Consider the following 21,402-nt stretch of genomic DNA (forward strand, 5'->3'; position numbering starts at 1 on the left):
CCCATAGGGCGCCTGCCTCAAGCGCCCTTGCGCAGATGCTCCACCAGCTGCCGCGCCGAGGCCGGCAGATCCTTGAGCGAGCGGATGCACAGGGTGAGGTCGCGGGCGGCCCAGGGATCTTCCAGGTCGACCGCCCCGATCGCCATGGTGCGGGCGGCGCGGCGGGCCGTGGTCTCGGGCACGATGCCCAGCCCCACGCCCGCCTCGACCATGCGGCAGACGGCGTCGAAGCTGCGCAGCTGCACCCGAAGGCGAATAGGCTTGCCGGTGCGGCTGGCCTTGCCGGCCAGGAAGCGCTGGAGGGCGCTGGCCCGGTCGAGGCCGACGAAATCGTGCTCCAGCACCTCCGTGAAGGAGATGCCCGGCCGGGAGGCGAGGGCGTGATCCTGCGGCACCACCAGAACGAAGCGGTCGCTGCGGAACGGGTAGGTCTCGAGCTGCCCGGTATCGACCGTGCCGGCCACGATGCCGATATCGCCGACGCCCTCGGCGATGAGCCCCACGATCTCATCGCTGAGGCGCTCCTCCAGGTCGATGGAGACCTGCGGGTGCCCGGCGAGAAACGCGCCGAGCGCCTCGGGCAGGAACTCGGTCAGGGCATTGGTGTTGGAGAGGATCCGGATCTGGCCCGTGAGGCCGCCGGTGTAGGCGCCCAGATCCTCCCGCAGGCGCTCGGCCTGGGCCAGGAGGGTCCGGGCGTGCTGGAGCAGGGTTCGGCCGGCCGGCGTCGGGGTCACGCCCGCCCGGGTGCGCAGGAGGAGGGAGGCCCCGAGGGACTTTTCCATGTTGCGGATGCGCGTGCTGGCAGCGGCGAGCGCCAGATGAGCCCGCTCGGCCCCATGGGTGATGCTCCCGGCCTCAACCACATGGCGGAAGAGGCTCAAGTCCGTCAGATCGAATTGCATAGGTTCCCTTCGTCTTTGGCGAAGGCAGATAAGAATTATTAAAGATTGCACTCTATGGGCGCTTGAGCAATCTTCGCGGCTGACGAAGTATGTGCCTCTGTCACCGGATTGGGCGGAAGGCGCATTGCGGTGCCGCCGCGCATCTTATACGAACCGTTCCAAACGACACGCGACCGGCGGTCGCCGATCAGGAGTGAACATCATGGCTGAGGCGAAAGTGGCCCCGAGGCCCCTGTCCCCGCATCTTCAGATCTACCGGTGGAGCTGGACGATGGCGATGTCCGTCGCCCACCGCATCACCGGCACCGCGCTCTATGGCGGCATCGCGCTCTTCGCCATCTGGCTCGTGGCCCTGGCCTCCGGACCCGATGCCTTCGACACCGTACAGTGGTTCTTCGGCTCGCCGATCGGCTACCTGATCCTGTTCGGCTACACCTGGATCCTCATGCACCACATGCTGGGCGGCGTGCGCCACCTGGTATGGGATTTCGGCCATGGCATGGAAGCGGCTCAGCGCATCAACATGGCCCGCTTCACCCTCATCGGCTCGGTCGTGCTCACGCTCGCGATCTGGGTCGTGGCCTTCCTCGCGTTCTAAGGAGACCGGACCATGGCCGACAACAGGGCTGACGCCCGCGTTTCCATGCGCACCCCGCTCGCCCGTGTGAAGGGCCTCGGCGCCTCCGGGCATGGCGTCGAGCATTGGTGGATCCACCGCATGACGGCGGTGTCGAACATCCCGCTCATCATCGCCTTCGTGATCATCGTGGCGGCGCTCGCCGGCTCCTCGTATCAGGAAGCGATCGCCATCATCTCGCACCCGCTCGTCGCGATCATCCTGCTCCTCGCGGTCCTCTCGGTGGCGAACCACATGCGGCTCGGCATGCAGATCATCATCGAGGACTACGTGCACGACAAGGGCCTCAAGATCATGGCCGTCATCGCGAACAATTTCTATGCCGTGATCATCGGAGTGGCCTGCCTCTACGCCATTCTCAAGGTCAGCCTCGGCCGCATCCTGGTTTAAGGAATTTTTCCATGGCTCAAGCAACGAACGGCGCAGCCATCAACGGCAAGGCCTACACCATCATCGACCACACCTTCGACGTGGTGGTGGTGGGCGCGGGCGGCGCGGGTCTGCGCGCCACCGTCGGCTGCTCGCAGGCCGGTCTTCGCACCGCCTGCATCACCAAGGTGTTCCCCACGCGGTCGCACACGGTGGCCGCACAGGGCGGCATCTCGGCCTCGCTCGGCAACATGGGGCCGGACGACTGGCGCTGGCACATGTACGACACCGTGAAGGGGTCGGACTGGCTTGGCGACCAGGATGCCATCGAGTATCTCGTGCGCAACGCGCCCGCGGCCGTCTACGAGCTGGAGCACTGGGGTGTTCCCTTCTCCCGCACCAGCGAGGGCAAGATCTACCAGCGTCCCTTCGGCGGCATGACCACCGAGTTCGGCAAGGGCACGGCGCAGCGCACCTGTGCCGCCGCCGACCGCACGGGCCACGCGATCCTGCACACCCTCTACGGCCAGGCGGTCCGCAACCAGACCAACTTCTTCATCGAGTACTTCGCCCTCGACCTGATGATGGATTCCGACGGCCGCTGCATCGGCGTCGTGGCGCTGAACCAGTCCACCGGCGAGATCCACCGCTTCCGCGCCCACATGACGATCCTGGCGACAGGCGGTTACGGACGCGCGTACTTCTCGGCCACCTCGGCCCATACCTGCACGGGCGACGGCAACGCCATGGTGCTGCGCGCAGGCCTGCCGCTGCAGGACATGGAGTTCGTGCAGTTCCACCCCACCGGCATCTACGGCTCGGGCTGCCTCATTACCGAGGGCGCGCGCGGCGAGGGCGGGTATCTCACCAACTCGGAAGGCGAGCGCTTCATGGAGCGCTATGCGCCCTCCGCCAAGGACCTGGCCTCCCGTGACGTGGTCTCCCGTGCGATGACCATGGAGATCCGCGCCGGCCGCGGCGTGGGCAAGAACAAGGATCACATCTACCTGCATCTCGACCACCTCGACCCGAAGATCCTGCACGAGCGCCTGCCCGGCATCTCGGAGAGCGCCAAGATCTTCGCGGGCGTGGACGTCACCAAGGAGCCGATCCCGGTTCTGCCGACCGTGCACTACAACATGGGTGGCATTCCGACGAACTATCACGGCGAGGTGCTGACCCTGAAGAACGGCAACCCGGACACGGTGGTGCCGGGCCTGATGGCGCTGGGCGAGGCGGCCTGCGTGTCCGTGCACGGCGCGAACCGCCTCGGCTCCAACTCGCTCATCGACCTCGTGGTGTTCGGCCGCGCGGCGGGCCTGCGCTGCGCCGACATCCTGGAGCCCAACGCCCGCCACGCGGACCTGCCCAAGAGCGCCGACGAACTCGCGCTCTCGCGCCTCGACAAGTTCCGCTATGCCAACGGCTCCACCTCGACCGCGGAGCTGCGCCTCCAGATGCAGAAGACCATGCAGAACAACTGCGCGGTGTTCCGCACCGGCGAGGTGCTGGAGGAGGGCAAGCAGCTCATCCACCAGGTCTGGTCTGCTGCCGCCGACGTGAAGGTCACCGATCGATCGCTGATCTGGAACACCGACCTCCTGGAGACGCTGGAGTTCGACAACCTGATCGGACAGGCGGTCGTCACCATGGAGGGCGCGGCCAACCGTCAGGAATCCCGCGGCGCGCACGCCCGCGAGGACTTCTCTGAGCGCGACGACAAGAACTGGATGAAGCACACGCTCGCCTGGCTCGACGACACCTCCCACAAGGTGACCCTCGATTACCGCCCGGTGCACACCTACACCATGTCGAACGACATCCAGTACATCGAGCCGAAGGCTCGCGTGTACTAAGGATGATGCGAATGAAGTGCCGCATCTGGCGCACCCAGGTCGTTCCGGACCGGTTCGGGGACTACGAACGGTTCGCCCGTGAAACTTCACTGCCGATGTTCCGGTCCCAAACGGGCTATCGGGGCGTGATGATGGCGGGCGACGGTGCGGATCGCGTCGTCATCACCCTTTGGGAGAATGATGACGCGATTGCGGCGCTCGACGCATCGCCCACCTACCGCGAGACCGTTTCCAAGATCATCGCCACAGGATTCCTGACAGGCGATCAGTCTGTCGAAGTTTATGACACCCACCTGTCGGATCTCGACGCGATCCGCGTGTGAGTGACCCAAAGGATTAGGGAGAAGTCGCCCATGGCTCAGTTCACGCTTCCCAAGAACTCCCAGTACACCGAAGGCAAGACCTGGCCGAAGCCGGCCGAGGGGGCGAACCTTCAGGCGTTCCGCATCTACCGCTGGAACCCGGATGACGGCGCCAATCCGCGCATCGACACCTATTATGTCGACCGCGACGATTGCGGCCCAATGGTTCTCGACGCGCTGTTGTGGATCAAGAACAACGTCGACTCGACGCTGGTCTTCCGCCGCTCCTGCCGCGAGGGTATCTGCGGCTCCTGCGCCATGAACATCATGGGCAAGAACACGCTCGCCTGCACCCTCGGGATCGAGGATTGCGACAGCGACACCATCAAGATCTATCCGCTGCCGCACATGCCGGTGCTCAAGGATCTGGTGCCGGATCTCACGAGTTTCTTCGCCCAGCACGCGGCCATCGAGCCCTGGCTGCAGACGCAGACGGCGGAGCCCGAGACCGAGTGGCGCCAGACGCCGGAAGAGCGCTCCAAGCTCGACGGGCTCTACGAGTGCATCCTGTGCGCCTGCTGCACCACCTCCTGCCCGAGCTACTGGTGGAACGGCGACCGTTTCTTAGGGCCGGCAGCCCTGCTCCAGGCCTATCGCTGGCTCATCGACAGCCGCGACGAGTCCACGGGCGAGCGCCTCGACAACCTGCACGATCCGTTCCGGCTCTACCGCTGCCACACGATCATGAACTGCGCGAACACCTGCCCGAAGGGCCTGAACCCGGCCAAGGCCATCGCCGAGATCAAGAAGATGATGATCGCGCGCGCCGTCTGAGGCGTCCTCGCAACACTTTTACCAAAAGGCGCCAGAGGCGCCTTTTTTTATGATTTGCGATCCCATATGTCGAAGCCGGAACGATGTTGGTCTAGGTTCATATTCCTCAGGATAGCCTGAGGCCAAACACTAAGCCGTCGTTGAAGGCGGCTCCGCACAAGAGGATCACGATGAAAGCTTCCTTCTGGCTCGCGACGGCCGTGATGGGCTCCGCTCTCGCTCTCGGAGCGTGCTCCTCGACCCGTCTCGGCGGTCCGCCGGTCCGGAGCGCGAATGCCGCTCCCATCGTCGAGGCGCCGCCGGTCGAGGCGGTCCCGTCCGGACCCATCGAGGCGACTCCCCTGCCGCCTGTCGCCGGCGCCCCGGTGCCTGCCGACCCCATGGCGCCCCCGGCTGGAGGCACCGACATCGCCGGCCTGCCGCCCGCCCCGCCACCGCCGACCGTGCCGGCGCCCGCGCCCGCAGCGGCCCCGGCGCCGGCAAGCCGCACCGCCATGGTCGGCAACTGGAGCGCCCAGACGTCGGGCGGCAGCTGCCGCATCCAGCTCTCGAGCTCGCCGGCGCTGGATCTCTATCGCGCCTCGGCCTCGGGCTGCTCCAACCAGGATCTGTCCCGGGTGAATGCCTGGGATTACCGCGACGGCGAGGTCTATCTCTACCAGACCGGCGGTGCGGTCGCGGCACGCCTGCGCGGCTCGTCCGCTTCGCTCAGCGGCGTTCTGGCCAAGTCCGGCGCCCCGCTGTCGCTCTCGCGGTAAAGCATCGGACCTGAAAGTGGATCTGCACTTTCGGGCTCCATCCTGTGCTTCCTTTCGGAAGCGGCGTTAAGACGTTTGCCCTGATGCTTCGAGAGGGGTATCGATCATCCCGTGAACGACACCCCCTTCTCCTCGCCCCATTCCATCACGGCCCGCTACAACGCTCTGGTCGCGTCCGGCGCCATCGAGCGCGACCCGGCGCAGGTGGCGCTGCTCAAGCGTCTGGAGGCGCTGGCCGCGGCCCTCGGCTCACACCGCCTCGCCCGCAAGCCCAGCGCCCTCGGGTGGCTCTTCGGCAAGAAGAGCCCCGCGCCACCGAAGGGCCTTTACGTCTGGGGTTCGGTCGGGCGCGGCAAGACCATGCTCATGGACCTGTTCTTCGAGGCGGTGCCCGAGCGGCGCAAGCGCCGGGTCCATTTCCACGCCTTCATGTCGGACGTGCACGAGCGCATCCATGCCTATCGGCAGAAGCTGAAAAGCGGCGAGGTTTCGGGTGACGATCCCATCGCACCCGTGGCCGAGGCGCTCGCCGATGAGGCCTGGGTGCTCTGCTTCGACGAGTTCACCGTCACCGACATCGCCGACGCCATGATCCTCGGGCGCCTGTTCACGGCGCTGTTCGCCCATGGGGTCGTGGTGGTGGCCACCTCCAATGTGGAGCCGGACAGACTTTATGAGGGTGGCCTCAACCGCTCGCTCTTCCTGCCCTTCATCGGGCTCCTGCAGGAGCGGATGGCGGTGGTGAAGCTCGAATCCCGCACCGATTTCCGCCTCGAAAAGCTCGCCGGCAGCCCGGTCTTCTACACACCGGCCGATGAGCCGTCTCGAGCGGCCATGACCCGCGCCTTCAAGAGCCTCACGGGCCGGGAGCAGGGCAAACCCGTGACCCTGACCGTGAAGGGCCACCCGGTGGAGGTGCCGCAGGCGGCCGGCGGCGTCGCGCGCTTCTCGTTTCCGGACCTGTGCGCCAAGCCCCTGGGTGCCGCCGATTACCTTGCGGTCGCCGAGGAGTTCCACACGGTCATCCTGGAGAACATCCCCCGGATGACCTTCGATCAGCGCAACGAGGCCAAGCGCTTCATCATGCTCATCGATGCGCTCTACGATGCCCGTGTGAAGCTGCTGGCCTCGGCGCAAGCCGAGGTGCCGGAGCTCTACCATGCGGATTCAGGCCGCGAGGCTTTCGAGTTCGACCGCACGGTCTCCCGCCTGATCGAAATGCGCTCCGAGGAATACCTGTCCCTGCCGCACGGCCGTTCGGACTCGGAGGCCTCCGGCAGCACCACGGGGCTAGCCGAGACATGAAGCGGCCGGCCGGCAGCCTGGGGAAGGGGGCGGATTCCGCCCCGGCCGACACCCGGCTCCTTGCCATCGCGGCCGATCAGCTGAAAGAGTTCGGGCCTAAGCACATCACTGTGGTTGGCATCGCCGATGCCGCTGGCATGACCCACGCCAACGTCTACCGCTACTTCACCAACAAGGCCGCCCTCATTGATGCGGTCGCCGGCCAATGGCTGCGGGAGATGGAGGCGACGATTGCCGACATCGCGGACTCCCCCGATCCGGCCGATGACAAGCTCGAGCGCCTGATCCAGGCCTGGGCGCGGGTTCACCGGGATCTCCTGAAGGAGGACCGCCACCTCTTCGATGTCTATTGCACGGCCACCGAGACCTCGCGACCCCTCGTCCGCAAGCACCGGGCCCGCATGCGCCAGCTCATCGAGCGGGTGCTGGACGAGGGCATCGTCACGGGCAAGTTCGACCCCCGGGATCGGGAAAGGGCCCACGCCTTCATCAGCGATGCGGTCTATCGCTTCATCAATCCCCTGACCGTGCGCCTCGATGCGGAGGTGCCTCAGGACATCCTCGACCAGCGCTTGGCCGCCATGATCCGGGTGGTGCTGAGGGCCTTGGCGAACGGCAGCGTCTAGGGACAGTTACAAATTTCGAAAAATGTAACAGGAAAATTCCGAGCTCCTTGAGCCAGCAAGTTCCTGTAACTACGAAGTATTTCCTGATTGTTAAGCTTGAGAACACTTTTCCGGGGTCTCGAAGCCTGGCCTGTTAACCTTTTGATCGCTTGATGGCTGCCCATTTCTGGTGTCATACAGCGCCACCTCAAAAAGGCTCATGCCAACAATCCAAGGACAGACCATGGCCCGGAAAAAGATCGCGCTCATCGGTGCAGGCCAGATCGGCGGGACGCTCGCCCATCTCGTCGGCTTGAAGGAACTCGGCGACGTTGTTCTCTTCGACATCGCGGAAGGTATCCCCCAGGGCAAAGGTCTCGACATTGCGGAATCCGCGCCGGTCGACGGGTTCGACGCCAAGTACAAGGGCGCGAACGACTATTCCGCCATCGAAGGCGCCGACGTGATCATCGTCACCGCCGGTGTGCCGCGCAAGCCGGGCATGAGCCGCGACGACCTCATCGGCATCAACCTGAAGGTCATGGAAGCCGTCGGAGGCGGCATCAAGCAGTACGCTCCGAACGCCTTCGTGATCTGCATCACCAACCCGCTCGACGCCATGGTGTGGGCGCTCCAGAAGTTCTCGGGCCTGAAGCCTGAGAAGATCGTCGGCATGGCCGGCGTGCTGGACTCCGCCCGCTTCCGCCACTTCCTGGCCGAAGAGTTCAACGTGTCGGTCGAGGACGTGACCGCCTTCGTGCTCGGCGGCCACGGCGACGACATGGTGCCGCTGGTGCGCTACTCCACGGTGGCCGGCGTGCCGCTGCCCGACCTGGTGAAGATGGGCTGGACCACCCAGGAGAAGCTCGACGCCATGGTCGAGCGCACCCGCAAGGGCGGCGGCGAGATCGTCAACCTGCTCAAGACCGGCTCCGCCTTCTACGCGCCGGCCGCGTCCGCCATCGCCATGGCCGAGAGCTACCTCAAGGACAAGAAGCGCGTCCTGCCCTGCGCGGCCTACCTCAACGGCCAGTACGGCGTGAAGGACATGTTCGTGGGCGTTCCGATCGTGATCGGCGAGAACGGCGTCGAGCGCATCGTCGAGGTCGAGTTCTCCGGCGAGGAGAAGGCCATGTTCGAGAAGTCGGTGGCGTCCGTGCAGGGCCTCGTCGACGCCTGCAAGCAGATCAATTCGACCCTCGCTTAAATCTTGCACGTCATGGCCTCCCCGGACTTGTTCCGGGGATCAGCCGGCCATCCACGTCTTCAACCGCTGCCGCGGAGAGAAACGAATGAACATCCATGAATATCAAGGCAAAGCTGTCCTGAAGGAGTTCGGCCTGCCCGTCTCCCGCGGCGTCGCCATCTTCTCCGCCGACGAGGCGGAAGCCGCCGCCAAGGAACTCGGCGGTCCGCTCTGGGTCGTGAAGTCTCAGATCCACGCGGGCGGCCGCGGCAAGGGCAAGTTCAAGGAAGCCGATGCCGGCGAAAAGGGCGGCGTGCGCCTTGCCAAGTCCGTCGACGAGGTGAAGCAGTTCGCCCAGCAGATGCTCGGCAAGACGCTCGTCACGATCCAGACGGGCGAAGCCGGCAAGCAGGTCAACCGCCTGTATATCGAGGACGGCTCCGACATCGAGAAGGAGTTCTACCTCTCTATGCTCGTCGACCGCGAGACCGGCCGCGTGGCCTTCGTGGTCTCCACGGAAGGCGGCATGGACATCGAGCAGGTTGCCCACGACACCCCTGAGAAGATCCTCACCTTCTCGGTCGATCCGGCCACCGGCGTGATGCCGCATCACGGCCGCACCGTCGCCAAGGCGCTGGGCCTCACCGGCCCGCTCGCCAAGGAAGCCGAGGACGTGGTCGCCAAGCTCTACAAGGCCTTCATCGCGAAGGACATGGAGATGCTGGAGATCAACCCGCTCATCGTCACCAAGGACGGGCACCTCAAGTGCCTCGATGCCAAGATCTCCTTCGACGGCAACGCCCTGTATCGCCACCCTGACGTGGTTGCTCTGCGCGACATCACGGAAGAGGACGAGAAGGAAATCGAGGCCTCCAAGTACGACCTCGCCTATATCGCGCTCGACGGCACCATCGGCTGCATGGTCAACGGCGCCGGTCTCGCCATGGCGACGCTGGACATCATCAAGCTCTACGGCGAAGAGCCCGCGAACTTCCTCGATGTCGGCGGCGGCGCATCGGAAGAGAAGGTGACGGCGGCGTTCAAGATCATCACGGCCGATCCGAACGTGAAGGGCATCCTGGTCAACATCTTCGGCGGCATCATGAAGTGCGACGTCATCGCCCGCGGCGTGATCGCGGCGGTGAAGACGGTCGGCCTGCAGGTTCCGCTGGTGGTGCGCCTCGAGGGCACCAACGTGGAAGAGGGCAAGCAGATCATCCGCGAGTCCGGCCTCAACGTGATCCCGGCGGACGACCTCGACGACGCCGCCCAGAAGATCGTGAACGCCGTGCGCGGCGGAAAGTAAGGTTTCGACCCGATGTCCATCCTCATCACCAAAGACACCAAGGTCATCTGCCAGGGCTTCACTGGCAAGAACGGGACCTTCCACTCCGAGCAGGCCATCGCCTACGGCACCAAGATGGTCGGCGGCACCTCGCCGGGCAAAGGCGGATCCACCCATCTCGGCCTGCCCGTGTTCGACACGGTCATGGAAGCGCGCGAGAAGACCGGCGCCGACGCCTCGGTGGTGTACGTTCCGCCTCCGGGCGCGGCCGATGCCATCTGCGAGGCCATCCAGGCCGAGATCCCGCTCATCGTCTGCATCACGGAAGGCATTCCGGTGCAGGACATGGTGCGCGTGAAGCGCTCGCTCCAGGGCTCCAAGTCGCGCCTCATCGGGCCGAATTGCCCCGGCATCGTGACGGCGGGCGAGTCGAAGATCGGCATCATGCCGGCCAACATCTTCAAGCCCGGCTCGGTCGGCATCGTGTCGCGCTCCGGCACGCTCACCTACGAGGCCGTGTTCCAGACCACCAATGAAGGCCTCGGCCAGACCACCGCGGTCGGCATCGGCGGCGACCCGGTGAAGGGCACCGAGTTCATCGAGATGCTCGACATGTTCCTGTCCGACCCGAAGACCGAGTCGATCGTCATGATCGGCGAGATCGGCGGTTCGGCCGAGGAAGAGGCGGCCGAGTTCATCGCCCGTGAGGCCAAGAAGGGCCGCAAGAAGCCGATGGTGGGCTTCATCGCCGGCCGCACGGCGCCTCCCGGACGCCGCATGGGCCATGCCGGCGCCATCATCTCCGGCGGCAAGGGCGGTGCCGAGGACAAGATCGCCGCCATGGAGGCCGCGGGCATCCGCGTGTCGCCGTCGCCGGCCCGCCTCGGCAAGACCCTCGTCGAGGTTCTCAAGGGCAAGTAACCGATAAAGGCCGCCTCGAACCCGGGGCGGCCCACAGTCATTTTGAAAATCGAGTATTGTCATGGCACGCCAAGACGCCAACGAAAAGCTTCTCAACACCGCCTTCCTCTATGGGGCGAATGCGTCCTACATTGAGGACCTTCACGCCCGCTACGAGCAGGACCCGTCCTCGGTCGACGCCGAGTGGCAGGCCTTCTTCGGCGCCTTGAAGGACGACAAGCAGGCTGTCGAGAAAGCCGCCAAGGGCCCATCCTGGGAGAAGGCGAACTGGCCGATTCACGCCAATGGCGAACTCGTCTCCGCGCTCGACGGCAACTGGGCGCAGGTCGAGAAGGCGGTCGGCGACAAGATCAAGGCGAAGGCGCAATCGAAGGGCGCCGAGATCAGCCAGGCCGACGTGCAGCAGGCCACCCGCGATTCCGTACGCGCCATCATGCTGATCCGCGCCTACCGCGTGCGCGGCCACCTGCATGCCAAGCTCGATCCGCTTGAGATCAACCCGCGTCCGAACGATCAGGAGCTGCACCCGTCCCATTATGGCTTCACGGAAGCCGACTGGGACCGCAAGATCTTCCTCGACAACGTGCTCGGCCTCGAATTCGCAACGATCCGCGAGATCGTCGCCATCCTCGACCGCACCTACTGCCAGACGCTCGGCGTCGAGTTCATGCACATCTCCGATCCGGTCGAGAAGGCCTGGATCCAGGAGCGCATCGAAGGTCCCGACAAGGAGATCACCTTCACCAAGGAAGGCAAGCGCGCCATCCTCAACAAGCTCGTCGAGGCGGAAGGCTTCGAAAAGTTCCTGGACGTGCGCTACACCGGCACCAAGCGCTTTGGCCTCGACGGCGGCGAGTCGCTCATTCCGGCCCTTGAGCAGATCATCAAGCGCGGCGGCAATCTCGGCGTGAAGGAAATCGTGCTCGGCATGGCCCATCGCGGCCGCCTCAACGTGCTGACCCAGGTGATGGGCAAGCCGCACCGGGCGCTGTTCCACGAGTTCAAGGGTGGCTCCTTCGCTCCCGACGACGTCGAGGGCTCGGGCGACGTGAAGTACCATCTCGGTGCCTCGTCGGACCGCACGTTCGACGGCAACAACGTCCACCTGTCGCTGACCGCCAACCCGTCGCATCTGGAGATCGTCAATCCCGTGGTGCTCGGCAAGGTGCGCGCCAAGCAGGACCAGCACGGCTGCACGCCGGACAACCGCACCGCCGTCATGCCGCTCCTCATCCACGGCGACGCGGCCTTCGCCGGTCAAGGCGTGGTGGCGGAGTGCTTCGGGCTGTCGGGGCTTCGCGGCCACCGCACCGGCGGCTGGATTTCCTTCATCATCAACAACCAGATCGGCTTCACCACCGATCCGCGCTTCTCGCGCTCCTCGCCCTATCCGTCGGACGTGGCGAAGATGGTCGAAGCGCCGATCTTCCACGTGAACGGCGACGATCCGGAAGCGGTGGTGTTCGCGGCAAAAGTCGCGGCCGAATACCGGCAGAAGTTCCAGAAGCCTGTCGTCATCGACATGTTCTGCTACCGCCGCTTCGGCCATAACGAGGGCGACGAGCCGGCCTTCACCCAGCCGCTCATGTACCGCAAGATCCGGTCGCATCCGGCCATCGTGGAGCTCTACTCCAAGAAGCTCCTCGCCGAGGGCGTCGTCACCGAGGCCGAGCTCGAGGAGATGAAGTCGAGCTGGCGCTCGAAGCTCGATGCCGAGTTCGACATCGCCGGCAGCTACAAGCCCAACAAGGCCGACTGGCTCGACGGACGCTGGTCGGGCCTCAAGGCCGTGCGCGAGGATCAGGACGATCCGCGCCGCGGGCAGACGGGTGTTGCGGTCGAGACCCTGCAGCAGATCGGCAAGGCGCTCACCACCATTCCGGAGGGCTTCCACCTCCACCGGACGATCCAGCGCTTCCTCGACAACCGCAAGAAGATGCTGGAGACCGGCGAAGGCTTCGACTGGGCCATGGCCGAGGCTCTGGCGTTCGGTTCGCTCCTGCTCGAAGGGCACCGCGTGCGCCTCTCCGGCCAGGACGTGGAACGCGGCACCTTCTCGCAGCGCCACTCGGTTCTCACCGACCAGGAGAACGAGGAGCGCTACACCAACCTTAATCACATCACCGAGAACCAGGCTCGCTACGAGGTCATCAACTCGATGCTCTCGGAAGAGGCGGTGCTCGGGTTCGAGTACGGCTACACGCTCTCCGAGCCCAATGCCCTGACCCTGTGGGAGGGGCAGTTCGGCGACTTCGCCAACGGCGCGCAGGTGGTCTTCGACCAGTTCGTGTCGTCGGGCGAGCGCAAGTGGCTGCGCATGTCGGGCCTCGTCTGCCTGCTGCCGCACGGCTACGAGGGCCAGGGACCGGAGCATTCCTCGGCCCGCCTGGAGCGCTTTCTCCAGATGTGCGCCGAGGACAACATGCAGGTGGGCTACTGCTCGACCCCGTCGAACTACTTCCACATCCTGCGCCGTCAGCTGAAGCGCGACTTCCGCAAGCCGCTGATCCTGATGACGCCGAAGTCCCTGCTGCGCCACAAGCGCTGCACGTCCTCGCTCGCGGACATCTCGGAGGGAACGTATTTCCACCGGGTCCTGCAGGACGATGCGCAACGCGGCACGGACGGCGTCAAGCTGGTGAAGGACGACAAGATCCGGCGCGTGGTGATCTGCACGGGCAAGGTCTATTACGACCTGCTCGAAGAGCGCGAGAAGCGGGGCATCGATGATGTCTACCTGCTGCGCGTCGAGCAGCTCTATCCGTTCCCGGCGAAGTCGCTGGCGGCCGAGATCGCCCGCTTCAAGAAGGCCGACGTGGTGTGGTGCCAGGAAGAGCCCAAGAACATGGGCTCCTGGACCTTCGTCGAGCCCTATCTCGAGTGGGTGCTCAAGACGGCCGGCTCCAAGGTGGATCGCCCGCGCTATGTGGGCCGCCCCGCCTCCGCCGCCACCGCCACCGGCCTCATGTCCAAGCATCAGGCCCAGCTGCAGGCCTTCCTCGACGAGGCTTTCGCGGCCTAAAACCCGCGAAATCCCTCATCCGATTCCGAGGGGCCGGGAAACCGGTTCCGCAAAGACCAAAAGACGACCATGGCAACCGAAATCCGCGTACCCACCCTTGGCGAATCCGTGTCAGAGGCCACCATCGGCCGCTGGTTCAAGAAGCCCGGCGATCCCGTGAAGGCCGACGAGCCCGTGCTCGAGCTCGAGACCGACAAGGTCACCCTCGAGGTCAACGCGCCGGCCAGCGGCACGCTGGGCGACATCATCGCCAAGGACGGCGAGACGGTGAGCCCCGGCGCGGTGCTCGGCTCCATCGTCGACGGTGGCGCGGCGGCGGCTCCTGCCGCTGCCCCGAAGGCTGAGGCTCCCAAGGCCGCCCCGGCTCCCGCTGCAGCGCCTGCTCCGGCAGCTGCCGCTCCCGGCGCTGCCACGGACCATGGCCCGGCGGTCGCCCGTCTTGCTGCCGAGAGCGGCGTGAGCCCGTCCAATGTCGGCGGAACCGGTAAGGATGGCCGCGTGACCAAGGGCGACATGCTCGCCGCCATCGCCACCGGCAGTGCCCAGGCTCCCGCACCGGCCGCGCCGGTTCAGGTGCGCGCGCCTTCCGCGCCGAGCGATGCCGAGCGCGAAGAGCGCGTGAAGATGACCAAGCTGCGCCAGACCATCGCGCGCCGCCTGAAGGACGCTCAGAACACCGCCGCCATGCTGACCACGTTCAATGACGTGGACATGAGCGCGGTGATGAGCTTGCGCAGCCAGTACAAGGACGTGTTCGAGAAGAAGCACGGCACCAAGCTCGGCTTCATGGGCTTCTTCACCAAGGCGGTGATCCAGGCGCTCAAGGACGTGCCGGCGGTGAACGCCGAGATCGACGGCCAGGACCTCGTTTACAAGAACTACTACCATATCGGCATCGCGGTCGGCACCGAGAAGGGCCTCGTGGTGCCTGTCGTGCGCGACGCGGACGACCTGTCGGTCGCCGGCATCGAGAAGAAGATCACGGACTTCGGCAAGCGCGCCCGCGACGGCAAGCTCTCCATCGACGAGATGCAGGGCGGCACCTTCACCATCACCAACGGCGGCATCTACGGCTCGCTCATGTCGACGCCGATCCTCAACGCGCCGCAGTCGGGCATTCTCGGCATGCACCGCATCGAGGACCGTCCGGTGGTGCGCAACGGCCAGGTGGTCGTGCGTCCGATGATGTATCTCGCGCTCTCCTACGATCACCGCATCGTCGACGGCAAGGAAGCCGTGACCTTCCTCGTGCGGGTCAAGGAAGCCCTGGAGGATCCGGCGCGCCTCGTGCTCGATCTGTAATCGCAACACTCCGTCATGCCCGGCCTCGTGCCGGGCATCCCGATTTTCAAGCCGGGCGGCCGTCCCAAGATGTGGATGGCCGGGACAAGCCCGGCCATGACGTCCAAGGGGATAACTCCCATGTCCTACGATCTCATCGTCATCGGCACCGGCCCCGGCGGCTATGTGTGCGCCATTCGCGCCGCCCAGCTCGGCCTCAAGACTGCCGTCGTGGAGAAGCGCAAGACCCATGGCGGCACCTGCCTGAACATCGGCTGCATTCCCTCGAAAGCCCTGCTGCACGCCTCGCACATGTTCCAGGACGCGCAGCACTTCGCCGACATGGGCATCGGCGTGAGCGCGCCGACCCTCGATCTGCAGAAGATGCTGTCCTTCAAGCAGGAGGGCGTCGAGGGCAATACCAAGGGCGTCGAGTTCCTGCTGAAGAAGAACAAGATCGATGCCTTCATCGGCACCGCGCGCATTGCTGCTCCGGGCCAGGTCGAGGTGACGGCCGAGGACGGCTCGAACCAGATGCTGGAGACGAAGAACATCGTCATCGCCACGGGCTCCGACGTCACGCGCCTGCCGGGCATCGAGATCGACGAGAAGGTGATCGTATCGTCCACCGGAGCGCTGGAGCTCGAGAGCGTGCCGAAGCGCCTCGTGGTGATCGGCGCCGGCGTGATCGGCCTGGAGCTCGGCTCAGTGTGGCGCCGCCTGGGCTCCGAGGTGACGGTGGTGGAATATCTCGACCGCATCCTGCCCGGCATGGACGGCGAGGTCGCCAAGAACTTCCAGCGCATCCTCGGCAAGCAGGGCTTTCAGTTCAAGCTCGGCGCAAAGGTCACCAAGGTCGAGAAGACCGGCAACGGCGCAACGCTCACCGTGGAGCCCGCCGCCGGCGGCAATGCGGAAACCATCGAGGCCGATGTGGTGCTCGTGGCGGTCGGCCGCGTGCCTTATACGCAGGGCCTCGGGCTCGATCATGTTGGCGTCCAGCTCGACAACCGCGGCCGCATTCAGACGGATGCGCATTTCTCCACCAACGTCACCGGCATCTACGCCATCGGCGACGTGATCGCCGGCCCCATGCTCGCACACAAGGCGGAGGACGAGGGCGTTGCCGTGGCGGAGATTCTCGCCGGCAAGGCGGGCCACGTGAACTACGACGTGATCCCGAGCGTGGTCTACACCTTCCCCGAGGTCGCCTCCGTCGGCAAGACCGAGGAGGAGCTGAAGGCAGCCGGCATCGCCTACAATGCCGGCAAATTCCCCTTCACGGCCAATGGCCGCGCCAAGGTCAACCGCACCACGGACGGGTTCGTGAAGATCCTGGCCGACGCCTCCACCGACAAGGTGCTCGGCGTCCACATCGTCGGCCCGGAAGCGGGCAACCTCATCCACGAGGCGGCCATCGCCATGGAGTTCGGCGCGTCGTCGGAAGACATGGCCCGCACCTGCCATGCGCACCCGACGCTTGCGGAGGCTGTGAAGGAAGCAGCACTCGCGGTGGAGAAGCGCGCCATTCACATGTAAGATGGTGAGATGGCAAAGCTCCACTTCATCTACTCGGTGATGAATGCAGGCAAGACGACCCATCTCCTGCAGGTTCGCTACAATTACATCGAGAACGGCGGCAACGTGCTGCTGTTCACCAGCCTGATCGACGACCGTTTCGGCGTCGGCAAGGTGAAGTCGCGCATCGGCCTTGAGGCCGATGCGATTCCCTTGCGGAAGATCGACGATATCGGTGCCATCGTGGCGGCCGAGCATGCGAAGAAGCCGGTCACGGTGGTGCTGGTCGATGAAGTCCAGTTCATGACCGCCGATCAGGTCCGCCAGCTGGCCTGGATCGTGGACGAATTGAACGTGCCCGTCATGGCCTACGGGCTGAAGAACAATGTCTACGGCACCCTGTTCAGCGACGCGATCATCGCCATGATGGCGCTGGCGCAGGATTTTCAGGAAATCAAGCAGCTCTGCCATTGCGGCCGCAAGGCCACGATGATCCTGAAATACGACCGTAACGGCGAGGCTGTGCGCTCGGGTCCCGTGGTCGAGATCGGCGGCGAGGGACGCTACGTGTCCGTCTGCCGCCCGCACTGGACCGCGGGAGACATCGGGCCTGCCGCACGGCAGCTGCTGGCCGAGGCCGTCGTCGCTGCGGAATAAGCTCGATTCTCGTCGATCGTCTTTGAGACGAGCCCTGCTCCCAACTGTGCCATCCTCCACGTCATCCCCGGACTTGTTCCGGGGATCCATGTCTTTGCGGCGGCTGCAGATGTGGATGTCCGAGACGAGCCCGGCCATGACGCAGTGAGGGTGAAAGTATGTTCTCATTTTGTTCTTGATTTTGGTCCTAAGCTGGGCTATAGCTATGGACATCCTCGCCCGACGAGGGGCGCGCTCGCGAGGCGTCGCAGATGCGGGGCAAGGAGCGGTCCCGCCGCAGGTCTCGCAAACCTGTGATCGCGGGTGGCCGATCCTGGCTTGATCCAGGTCCGCTGAAACAAACCGTGCGTGACGAGCAGCTTGGCTCTCACCTTCCACACCATAGCATCGAGCCGGGCTGCCCGACGCGCCACCCTCGACACACCTTCAGGCTCGCAGCTCACGCTGCGGGCCCACAGGTGCTGGCTCTTTGACAAATCACCACCAGCGTCATCCCGGACGGCAAAGCCGATCCGGGATCGGGCAAACCAGTCCAGCCCTGTCATCCCGGGGCGGCGCAGCCGAGCCCGGGATCCATAACCACTAACCATATTGAACGAGGCTTAAGCCCGATCGCCCTTCTTGACATGTCCGGCGGTTCTGGATCCCCGCCTGCGCGGGGATGACAGTTGAAGTTCAGGCGCTCGATTCTGGCGATCATCCCGCTCCGCTAGTCCGGGATGACGCTATCCTTCAAACCCCTGCTTCACCCTGGCTCTCGGATGCGCCGCATTGAACGCGTCCATCAGCCGGGCCGCATCCACCTTCGTGTAAAGCTGCGTGGTCGAGAGCGAGGCGTGGCCCAGGAGCTCCTGGATGCCGCGCAGGTCGCCTCCCTTGGCCAGCAGATGCGTGGCGAAGGAGTGGCGCAGGGCATGGGGCGTGGCGCTGTCGGGCAGCCCCAGGGCGCCGCGCAGCTCCTCAACGGCCAGTTGGATGATCCGGGGCGAGAGCGGCCCGCCGCGGGCCCCGACGAAGAGCGGCCCCTCGGGCGGGATCGCGTAGGGGCAGAGCGCCAGGTACTCCTCCACCGCCCGCTGGATCGGCGGGATCACCGGCACGCTGCGCACCTTAGCCCCTTTGCCGGTGACGGTGATAGCGTCGAGCCCGTTGATGGGCGCGTCCCGCCGCTGCAGGCCGAGCGCCTCGGAAATGCGCAGCCCGGCTCCGTAGAGCAGCGACAGCACGGCCGCGTCCCTGGCCAGGATCCAGGGCTTGCGGTTCTCGGACGCCCGGGTCTCCGCATCCGTCACGGCCACCGCCGAGGAGGCGGAGAGCGGGCGCGGCAGGTTCTTCTCCACCTTCGGGGTGCGAATCGCCGCAAAGGCCGAAGCGGTCCCGAATCCCTCCCGCTCCAGGTGCCGGGCGAAGGAGCGCAGCGCCGCCAGCTGGCGCATGAGGGACCGGCTCCCCACGGAATTCATCCGCCGGGCGGCCAGGAACGCGCGGATGTCGAGAGGCTTCAGGCCCAGGATGCCTTTGACGCTCGGCGGCTCGCCGAGATGGTTCGTCAGAAAGACCAGGAACTGGCGCAGGTCCCGCGCATAGGCCTCGACGGTTTTTGCCGACAGGCGCCGCTCCTTGGCGAGCGAAGCGAGCCACGTCATCGCCTCCCGGCGGGTGTCGTCCGCGCCGGGCAGGACAAGATCGAGTGCATTTGGCGTGGCGCTGCTTGACATGAGTCCCATTTATGCAAGGGCAGAACCCTAACAGCCACAGGTTAACCTCTTATCCAATGACAAGCCGCATTGCCGATGTCCTCATCCCGCTGGCGCTGGACACGGCCTATTCCTATGCCGTGCCGGACGGCCTCGGCCTTGAGGAGGGCGACGTGGTGCAGGTGCCGCTCGCCAACCGCGAAGTGGCAGGCGTCGTCTGGTCCATGCGCGAAGGGCAGGGCGGCAACCTGAAGAAGGTCTCAGGCCTCATCGACGCGCCGAATCTCTCGCCGAAGATGCGCAAGTTCCTCGACTGGATCGCCTGGTACACCCTGGCGCCCAAGGGCTCGGCGCTCGCCATGGGCCTCAAGATCCCCGACGCTGACCGGCAGGAAGTCGCCCGGGTCGGTGTGAAGATGGCGGGCGCTCTGCCGAAGCGCATGACCCCCGCGCGGCAGAAGGTGGTCGAGATTGCCCAGGATGGGGTCGTGCGGCTCAAAAGCGAGCTTGCCCATGCGGCGGGTGTCAGCAACGGCGTCATCGACGGGCTGATCGACGAGGGGACGCTTGAGACGGTGACCCTCCTGGCCGAGCCGGTGGCCGAGATGCCCAATCCTGCCTTCGGCAACACCGCTCTCTCGGACGGGCAGGGCGAGGCGGCGCAGGAACTCGTCGCTGCCATGGGCGAGGAGCATCCGCCTGTGATCCTTTTGGAGGGCGTCACGGGCTCCGGCAAGACGGAGGTCTATTTCGAGGCGGTGGCCGAGGCTTTGCGCCATGGCCGGCAGGCCCTGATCCTCATGCCGGAAATCGCCCTTACCGCCCAGTTCCTCGACCGGTTCGCCGCCCGCTTCGGCGTCAAGCCCGCCACCTGGCATTCCGGGGTCACGGGCCGCAGGCGCGAGCGGCTTTATGCAGCCATTGCCTCGGGCGAGGTGAAGGTCGTGGCGGGCGCCCGCTCGGCCCTGTTCCTGCCTTACGCCGATCTTGGCCTGGTCGTGGTCGATGAGGAGCACGAGACCGCCTACAAGCAGGACGACGGGGTGCATTACCATGCCCGCGACATGGCGGTGGTGCGTGGCAAGATCGAGAACGCCACCGTCATCCTGGCCTCGGCCACGCCGTCCATCGAGAGCCGGGTCAATGTGGAGCGCGGGCGCTACCGCCATGTGAAGCTGCCCGAACGATTCGGTGGCCGCTCCATGCCGAAGATCCGGGCCGTGGACCTGCGCCGGGAGGACATCCCCAAAGGCCGCTGGCTCTCGCCGACCCTTGTGATGTCCGTCGAGGACACCGTCGCTCGCGGCGAGCAGGCCCTGCTGTTCCTCAACCGGCGCGGCTATGCCCCGCTGACCCTCTGCCGGGCTTGCGCCCACCGATACGAATGTCCGAACTGCTCCTCCTGGCTGGTGGAGCACCGGTTCCGGCGCTCCCTGGTCTGCCATCATTGCGGCCATGTGGAGCGCACGCCGCAGGCTTGTGTCGAATGCGGCAGCGTCGATTCGCTGGTGCCCTGCGGTCCGGGCGTCGAGCGGATCGCCGAGGAAGCGGCGGCTTTGTTCCCGGACAAGCGCTGTATCGTGCTCTCCAGCGATTTTCCCGGCGGCACCGAGCGGCTGCGGGCGGAGCTTGCCGCCATCGCGGCGGGCGAGTTCGACATCGTCATCGGCACCCAGCTCGTGGCCAAGGGCCACAACTTCCCGCTCATGACCCTCGTGGGCGTGCTCGATGCCGATATCGGCCTCACCTCCGGCGATCCGCGCGCGGCCGAGCGCACCTTCCAGATGCTCCAGCAGGTCACGGGCCGGGCCGGGCGCGGCGAGAAGCCGGGCCGCGCCCTGGTGCAGACCTGGCAGCCGGACCATCCGGTGATCGCCGCCCTGATCTCGGGCGACGCCGAGCGGTTCTACGAGGAGGAGACCCGGGTCCGCGAGATGGCGGGCCTGCCCCCTTTCGGGCGCCTGGCCTCCCTCATCGTCTCGGCCGCCGAGCGCGAGGCGGCGGAGGCTCATGCCCGGGCCATGGCGCTGGTGGCCGAGCCTACCCCTGGGGTCACGGTCCTCGGGCCCGCCGAGGCCCCGCTCGCCCTGATCCGAGGCCGCTACCGCTTCCGGCTTCTGGTCAAAACCGAACGGGAGGTGGACCTCCAGGGTTACCTGCGCGGCTGGATGGCCCGCTGCCCCAAGATCCGCGGCAACACGCGGGTCTCCATCGACGTGGATCCCCAAAGCTTTTTGTGATCAGCCCAATAATCATTGAGACAG

At 65.7% G+C, this 21,402-nt stretch carries 18 protein-coding genes; 16 read left to right on the top strand and 2 right to left on the bottom strand.

Annotated features, from left to right (window positions below):
• Window positions 1–17: 17 nt before the first annotated feature.
• Window positions 18–905, bottom strand: a complete 888-nt coding sequence (locus tag MA07_RS24150; RefSeq protein ID WP_036358120.1) for a LysR substrate-binding domain-containing protein — start codon at window positions 903–905, stop codon at window positions 18–20.
• A gap of 202 nt (window positions 906–1,107) precedes the next feature.
• On the opposite strand from MA07_RS24150, the gene sdhC reads away from it, so the two are divergent.
• From sdhC to MA07_RS24225, 15 genes are all read left to right on the top strand, one after another.
• Complete coding sequence (sdhC, locus tag MA07_RS24155; protein WP_036358122.1) at window positions 1,108–1,503, top strand: succinate dehydrogenase, cytochrome b556 subunit; 396 nt, start codon at window positions 1,108–1,110, stop codon at window positions 1,501–1,503.
• Window positions 1,504–1,515: 12 nt separating this feature from the next.
• Window positions 1,516–1,932, top strand: coding sequence for a succinate dehydrogenase, hydrophobic membrane anchor protein (gene sdhD, locus MA07_RS24160; protein ID WP_036358125.1), 417 nt, complete (start codon window positions 1,516–1,518; stop codon window positions 1,930–1,932).
• A gap of 11 nt (window positions 1,933–1,943) precedes the next feature.
• A complete protein-coding gene (gene sdhA / locus MA07_RS24165; RefSeq protein ID WP_036358128.1) occupies window positions 1,944–3,767 on the top strand; it encodes a succinate dehydrogenase flavoprotein subunit in 1,824 nt (607 codons plus the stop codon).
• An 11-nt stretch (window positions 3,768–3,778) separates the two neighbouring features.
• Window positions 3,779–4,090, top strand: coding sequence for a hypothetical protein (locus MA07_RS24170; RefSeq protein WP_036358131.1), 312 nt, complete (start codon window positions 3,779–3,781; stop codon window positions 4,088–4,090).
• Between the two features lie 30 nt (window positions 4,091–4,120).
• Window positions 4,121–4,903, top strand: coding sequence for a succinate dehydrogenase iron-sulfur subunit (locus MA07_RS24175; protein ID WP_036358134.1), 783 nt, complete (start codon window positions 4,121–4,123; stop codon window positions 4,901–4,903).
• 170 nt (window positions 4,904–5,073) lie between these two features.
• Window positions 5,074–5,661 carry an AprI/Inh family metalloprotease inhibitor gene (locus MA07_RS24180; RefSeq protein ID WP_036359090.1) on the top strand — a complete coding sequence of 196 codons (588 nt, stop codon included), beginning with the start codon at window positions 5,074–5,076 and terminating at the stop codon, window positions 5,659–5,661.
• A gap of 111 nt (window positions 5,662–5,772) precedes the next feature.
• A complete protein-coding gene (gene zapE, locus MA07_RS24185) occupies window positions 5,773–6,966 on the top strand; it encodes a cell division protein ZapE (protein ID WP_052003496.1) in 1,194 nt (397 codons plus the stop codon).
• The gene (locus MA07_RS24190; protein WP_052003497.1) at window positions 6,963–7,592 is read left to right on the top strand and encodes a TetR family transcriptional regulator; all 630 of its coding nucleotides are present in this window, start codon (window positions 6,963–6,965) and stop codon (window positions 7,590–7,592) included. Before zapE ends, MA07_RS24190 begins: the two co-directional genes overlap by 4 nt.
• A 223-nt stretch (window positions 7,593–7,815) precedes the next feature.
• A complete protein-coding gene (gene mdh, locus MA07_RS24195) occupies window positions 7,816–8,778 on the top strand; it encodes a malate dehydrogenase (protein ID WP_036358141.1) in 963 nt (320 codons plus the stop codon).
• 49 nt (window positions 8,779–8,827) lie between these two features.
• The gene (gene sucC, locus MA07_RS24200) at window positions 8,828–10,063 is read left to right on the top strand and encodes an ADP-forming succinate--CoA ligase subunit beta (RefSeq protein WP_280114257.1); all 1,236 of its coding nucleotides are present in this window, start codon (window positions 8,828–8,830) and stop codon (window positions 10,061–10,063) included.
• Window positions 10,064–10,075: 12 nt separating this feature from the next.
• Window positions 10,076–10,963 (top strand): succinate--CoA ligase subunit alpha, encoded by an 888-nt coding sequence (gene sucD, locus MA07_RS24205; RefSeq protein WP_036358148.1) that lies wholly within the window; start codon window positions 10,076–10,078, stop codon window positions 10,961–10,963.
• A 61-nt stretch (window positions 10,964–11,024) separates the two neighbouring features.
• Window positions 11,025–13,985 (top strand): 2-oxoglutarate dehydrogenase E1 component, encoded by a 2,961-nt coding sequence (locus MA07_RS24210; protein WP_036358150.1) that lies wholly within the window; start codon window positions 11,025–11,027, stop codon window positions 13,983–13,985.
• Window positions 13,986–14,054: 69 nt separating this feature from the next.
• Window positions 14,055–15,287, top strand: coding sequence for a 2-oxoglutarate dehydrogenase complex dihydrolipoyllysine-residue succinyltransferase (gene odhB / locus MA07_RS24215; RefSeq protein WP_036358152.1), 1,233 nt, complete (start codon window positions 14,055–14,057; stop codon window positions 15,285–15,287).
• 120 nt (window positions 15,288–15,407) lie between these two features.
• A complete protein-coding gene (gene lpdA / locus MA07_RS24220) occupies window positions 15,408–16,805 on the top strand; it encodes a dihydrolipoyl dehydrogenase (protein ID WP_036359095.1) in 1,398 nt (465 codons plus the stop codon).
• 9 nt (window positions 16,806–16,814) lie between these two features.
• Complete coding sequence (locus MA07_RS24225; protein WP_036358155.1) at window positions 16,815–17,441, top strand: thymidine kinase; 627 nt, start codon at window positions 16,815–16,817, stop codon at window positions 17,439–17,441.
• A 725-nt stretch (window positions 17,442–18,166) separates the two neighbouring features.
• Here the strand turns inward: MA07_RS24225 and MA07_RS24230 are convergent.
• A complete protein-coding gene (locus MA07_RS24230) occupies window positions 18,167–19,159 on the bottom strand; it encodes a tyrosine recombinase XerC (RefSeq protein WP_036358158.1) in 993 nt (330 codons plus the stop codon).
• Between the two features lie 56 nt (window positions 19,160–19,215).
• On the opposite strand from MA07_RS24230, the gene MA07_RS24235 reads away from it, so the two are divergent.
• Window positions 19,216–21,378 (top strand): primosomal protein N', encoded by a 2,163-nt coding sequence (locus tag MA07_RS24235; RefSeq protein WP_036358161.1) that lies wholly within the window; start codon window positions 19,216–19,218, stop codon window positions 21,376–21,378.
• Window positions 21,379–21,402: the final 24 nt, after the last annotated feature.

It is taken from the genome of Microvirga sp. BSC39, assembly GCF_000739015.1.
Classification (GTDB): Bacteria; Pseudomonadota; Alphaproteobacteria; order Rhizobiales; family Beijerinckiaceae; genus Microvirga.

Excerpts from the sequence above, each read along its gene's own strand:
- MA07_RS24150 (WP_036358120.1), bottom strand. The coding sequence starts at position 905 with ATGCAATTCGATCTGACGGACTTGAGCCTCTTCCGCCATGTGGTTGAG.
- MA07_RS24235 (WP_036358161.1), top strand. The coding sequence starts at position 19,216 with ATGACAAGCCGCATTGCCGATGTCCTCATCCCGCTGGCGCTGGACACG.
- mdh (WP_036358141.1), top strand. The coding sequence starts at position 7,816 with ATGGCCCGGAAAAAGATCGCGCTCATCGGTGCAGGCCAGATCGGCGGG.
- sdhC (WP_036358122.1), top strand. The coding sequence starts at position 1,108 with ATGGCTGAGGCGAAAGTGGCCCCGAGGCCCCTGTCCCCGCATCTTCAG.
- sdhA (WP_036358128.1), top strand. The coding sequence starts at position 1,944 with ATGGCTCAAGCAACGAACGGCGCAGCCATCAACGGCAAGGCCTACACC.
- sdhD (WP_036358125.1), top strand. The coding sequence starts at position 1,516 with ATGGCCGACAACAGGGCTGACGCCCGCGTTTCCATGCGCACCCCGCTC.
- lpdA (WP_036359095.1), top strand. The coding sequence starts at position 15,408 with ATGTCCTACGATCTCATCGTCATCGGCACCGGCCCCGGCGGCTATGTG.
- MA07_RS24180 (WP_036359090.1), top strand. The coding sequence starts at position 5,074 with ATGAAAGCTTCCTTCTGGCTCGCGACGGCCGTGATGGGCTCCGCTCTC.
- MA07_RS24175 (WP_036358134.1), top strand. The coding sequence starts at position 4,121 with ATGGCTCAGTTCACGCTTCCCAAGAACTCCCAGTACACCGAAGGCAAG.
- odhB (WP_036358152.1), top strand. The coding sequence starts at position 14,055 with ATGGCAACCGAAATCCGCGTACCCACCCTTGGCGAATCCGTGTCAGAG.
- MA07_RS24190 (WP_052003497.1), top strand. The coding sequence starts at position 6,963 with ATGAAGCGGCCGGCCGGCAGCCTGGGGAAGGGGGCGGATTCCGCCCCG.
- MA07_RS24210 (WP_036358150.1), top strand. The coding sequence starts at position 11,025 with ATGGCACGCCAAGACGCCAACGAAAAGCTTCTCAACACCGCCTTCCTC.
- MA07_RS24170 (WP_036358131.1), top strand. The coding sequence starts at position 3,779 with ATGAAGTGCCGCATCTGGCGCACCCAGGTCGTTCCGGACCGGTTCGGG.
- MA07_RS24230 (WP_036358158.1), bottom strand. The coding sequence starts at position 19,159 with ATGTCAAGCAGCGCCACGCCAAATGCACTCGATCTTGTCCTGCCCGGC.
- sucD (WP_036358148.1), top strand. The coding sequence starts at position 10,076 with ATGTCCATCCTCATCACCAAAGACACCAAGGTCATCTGCCAGGGCTTC.
- MA07_RS24225 (WP_036358155.1), top strand. The coding sequence starts at position 16,815 with ATGGCAAAGCTCCACTTCATCTACTCGGTGATGAATGCAGGCAAGACG.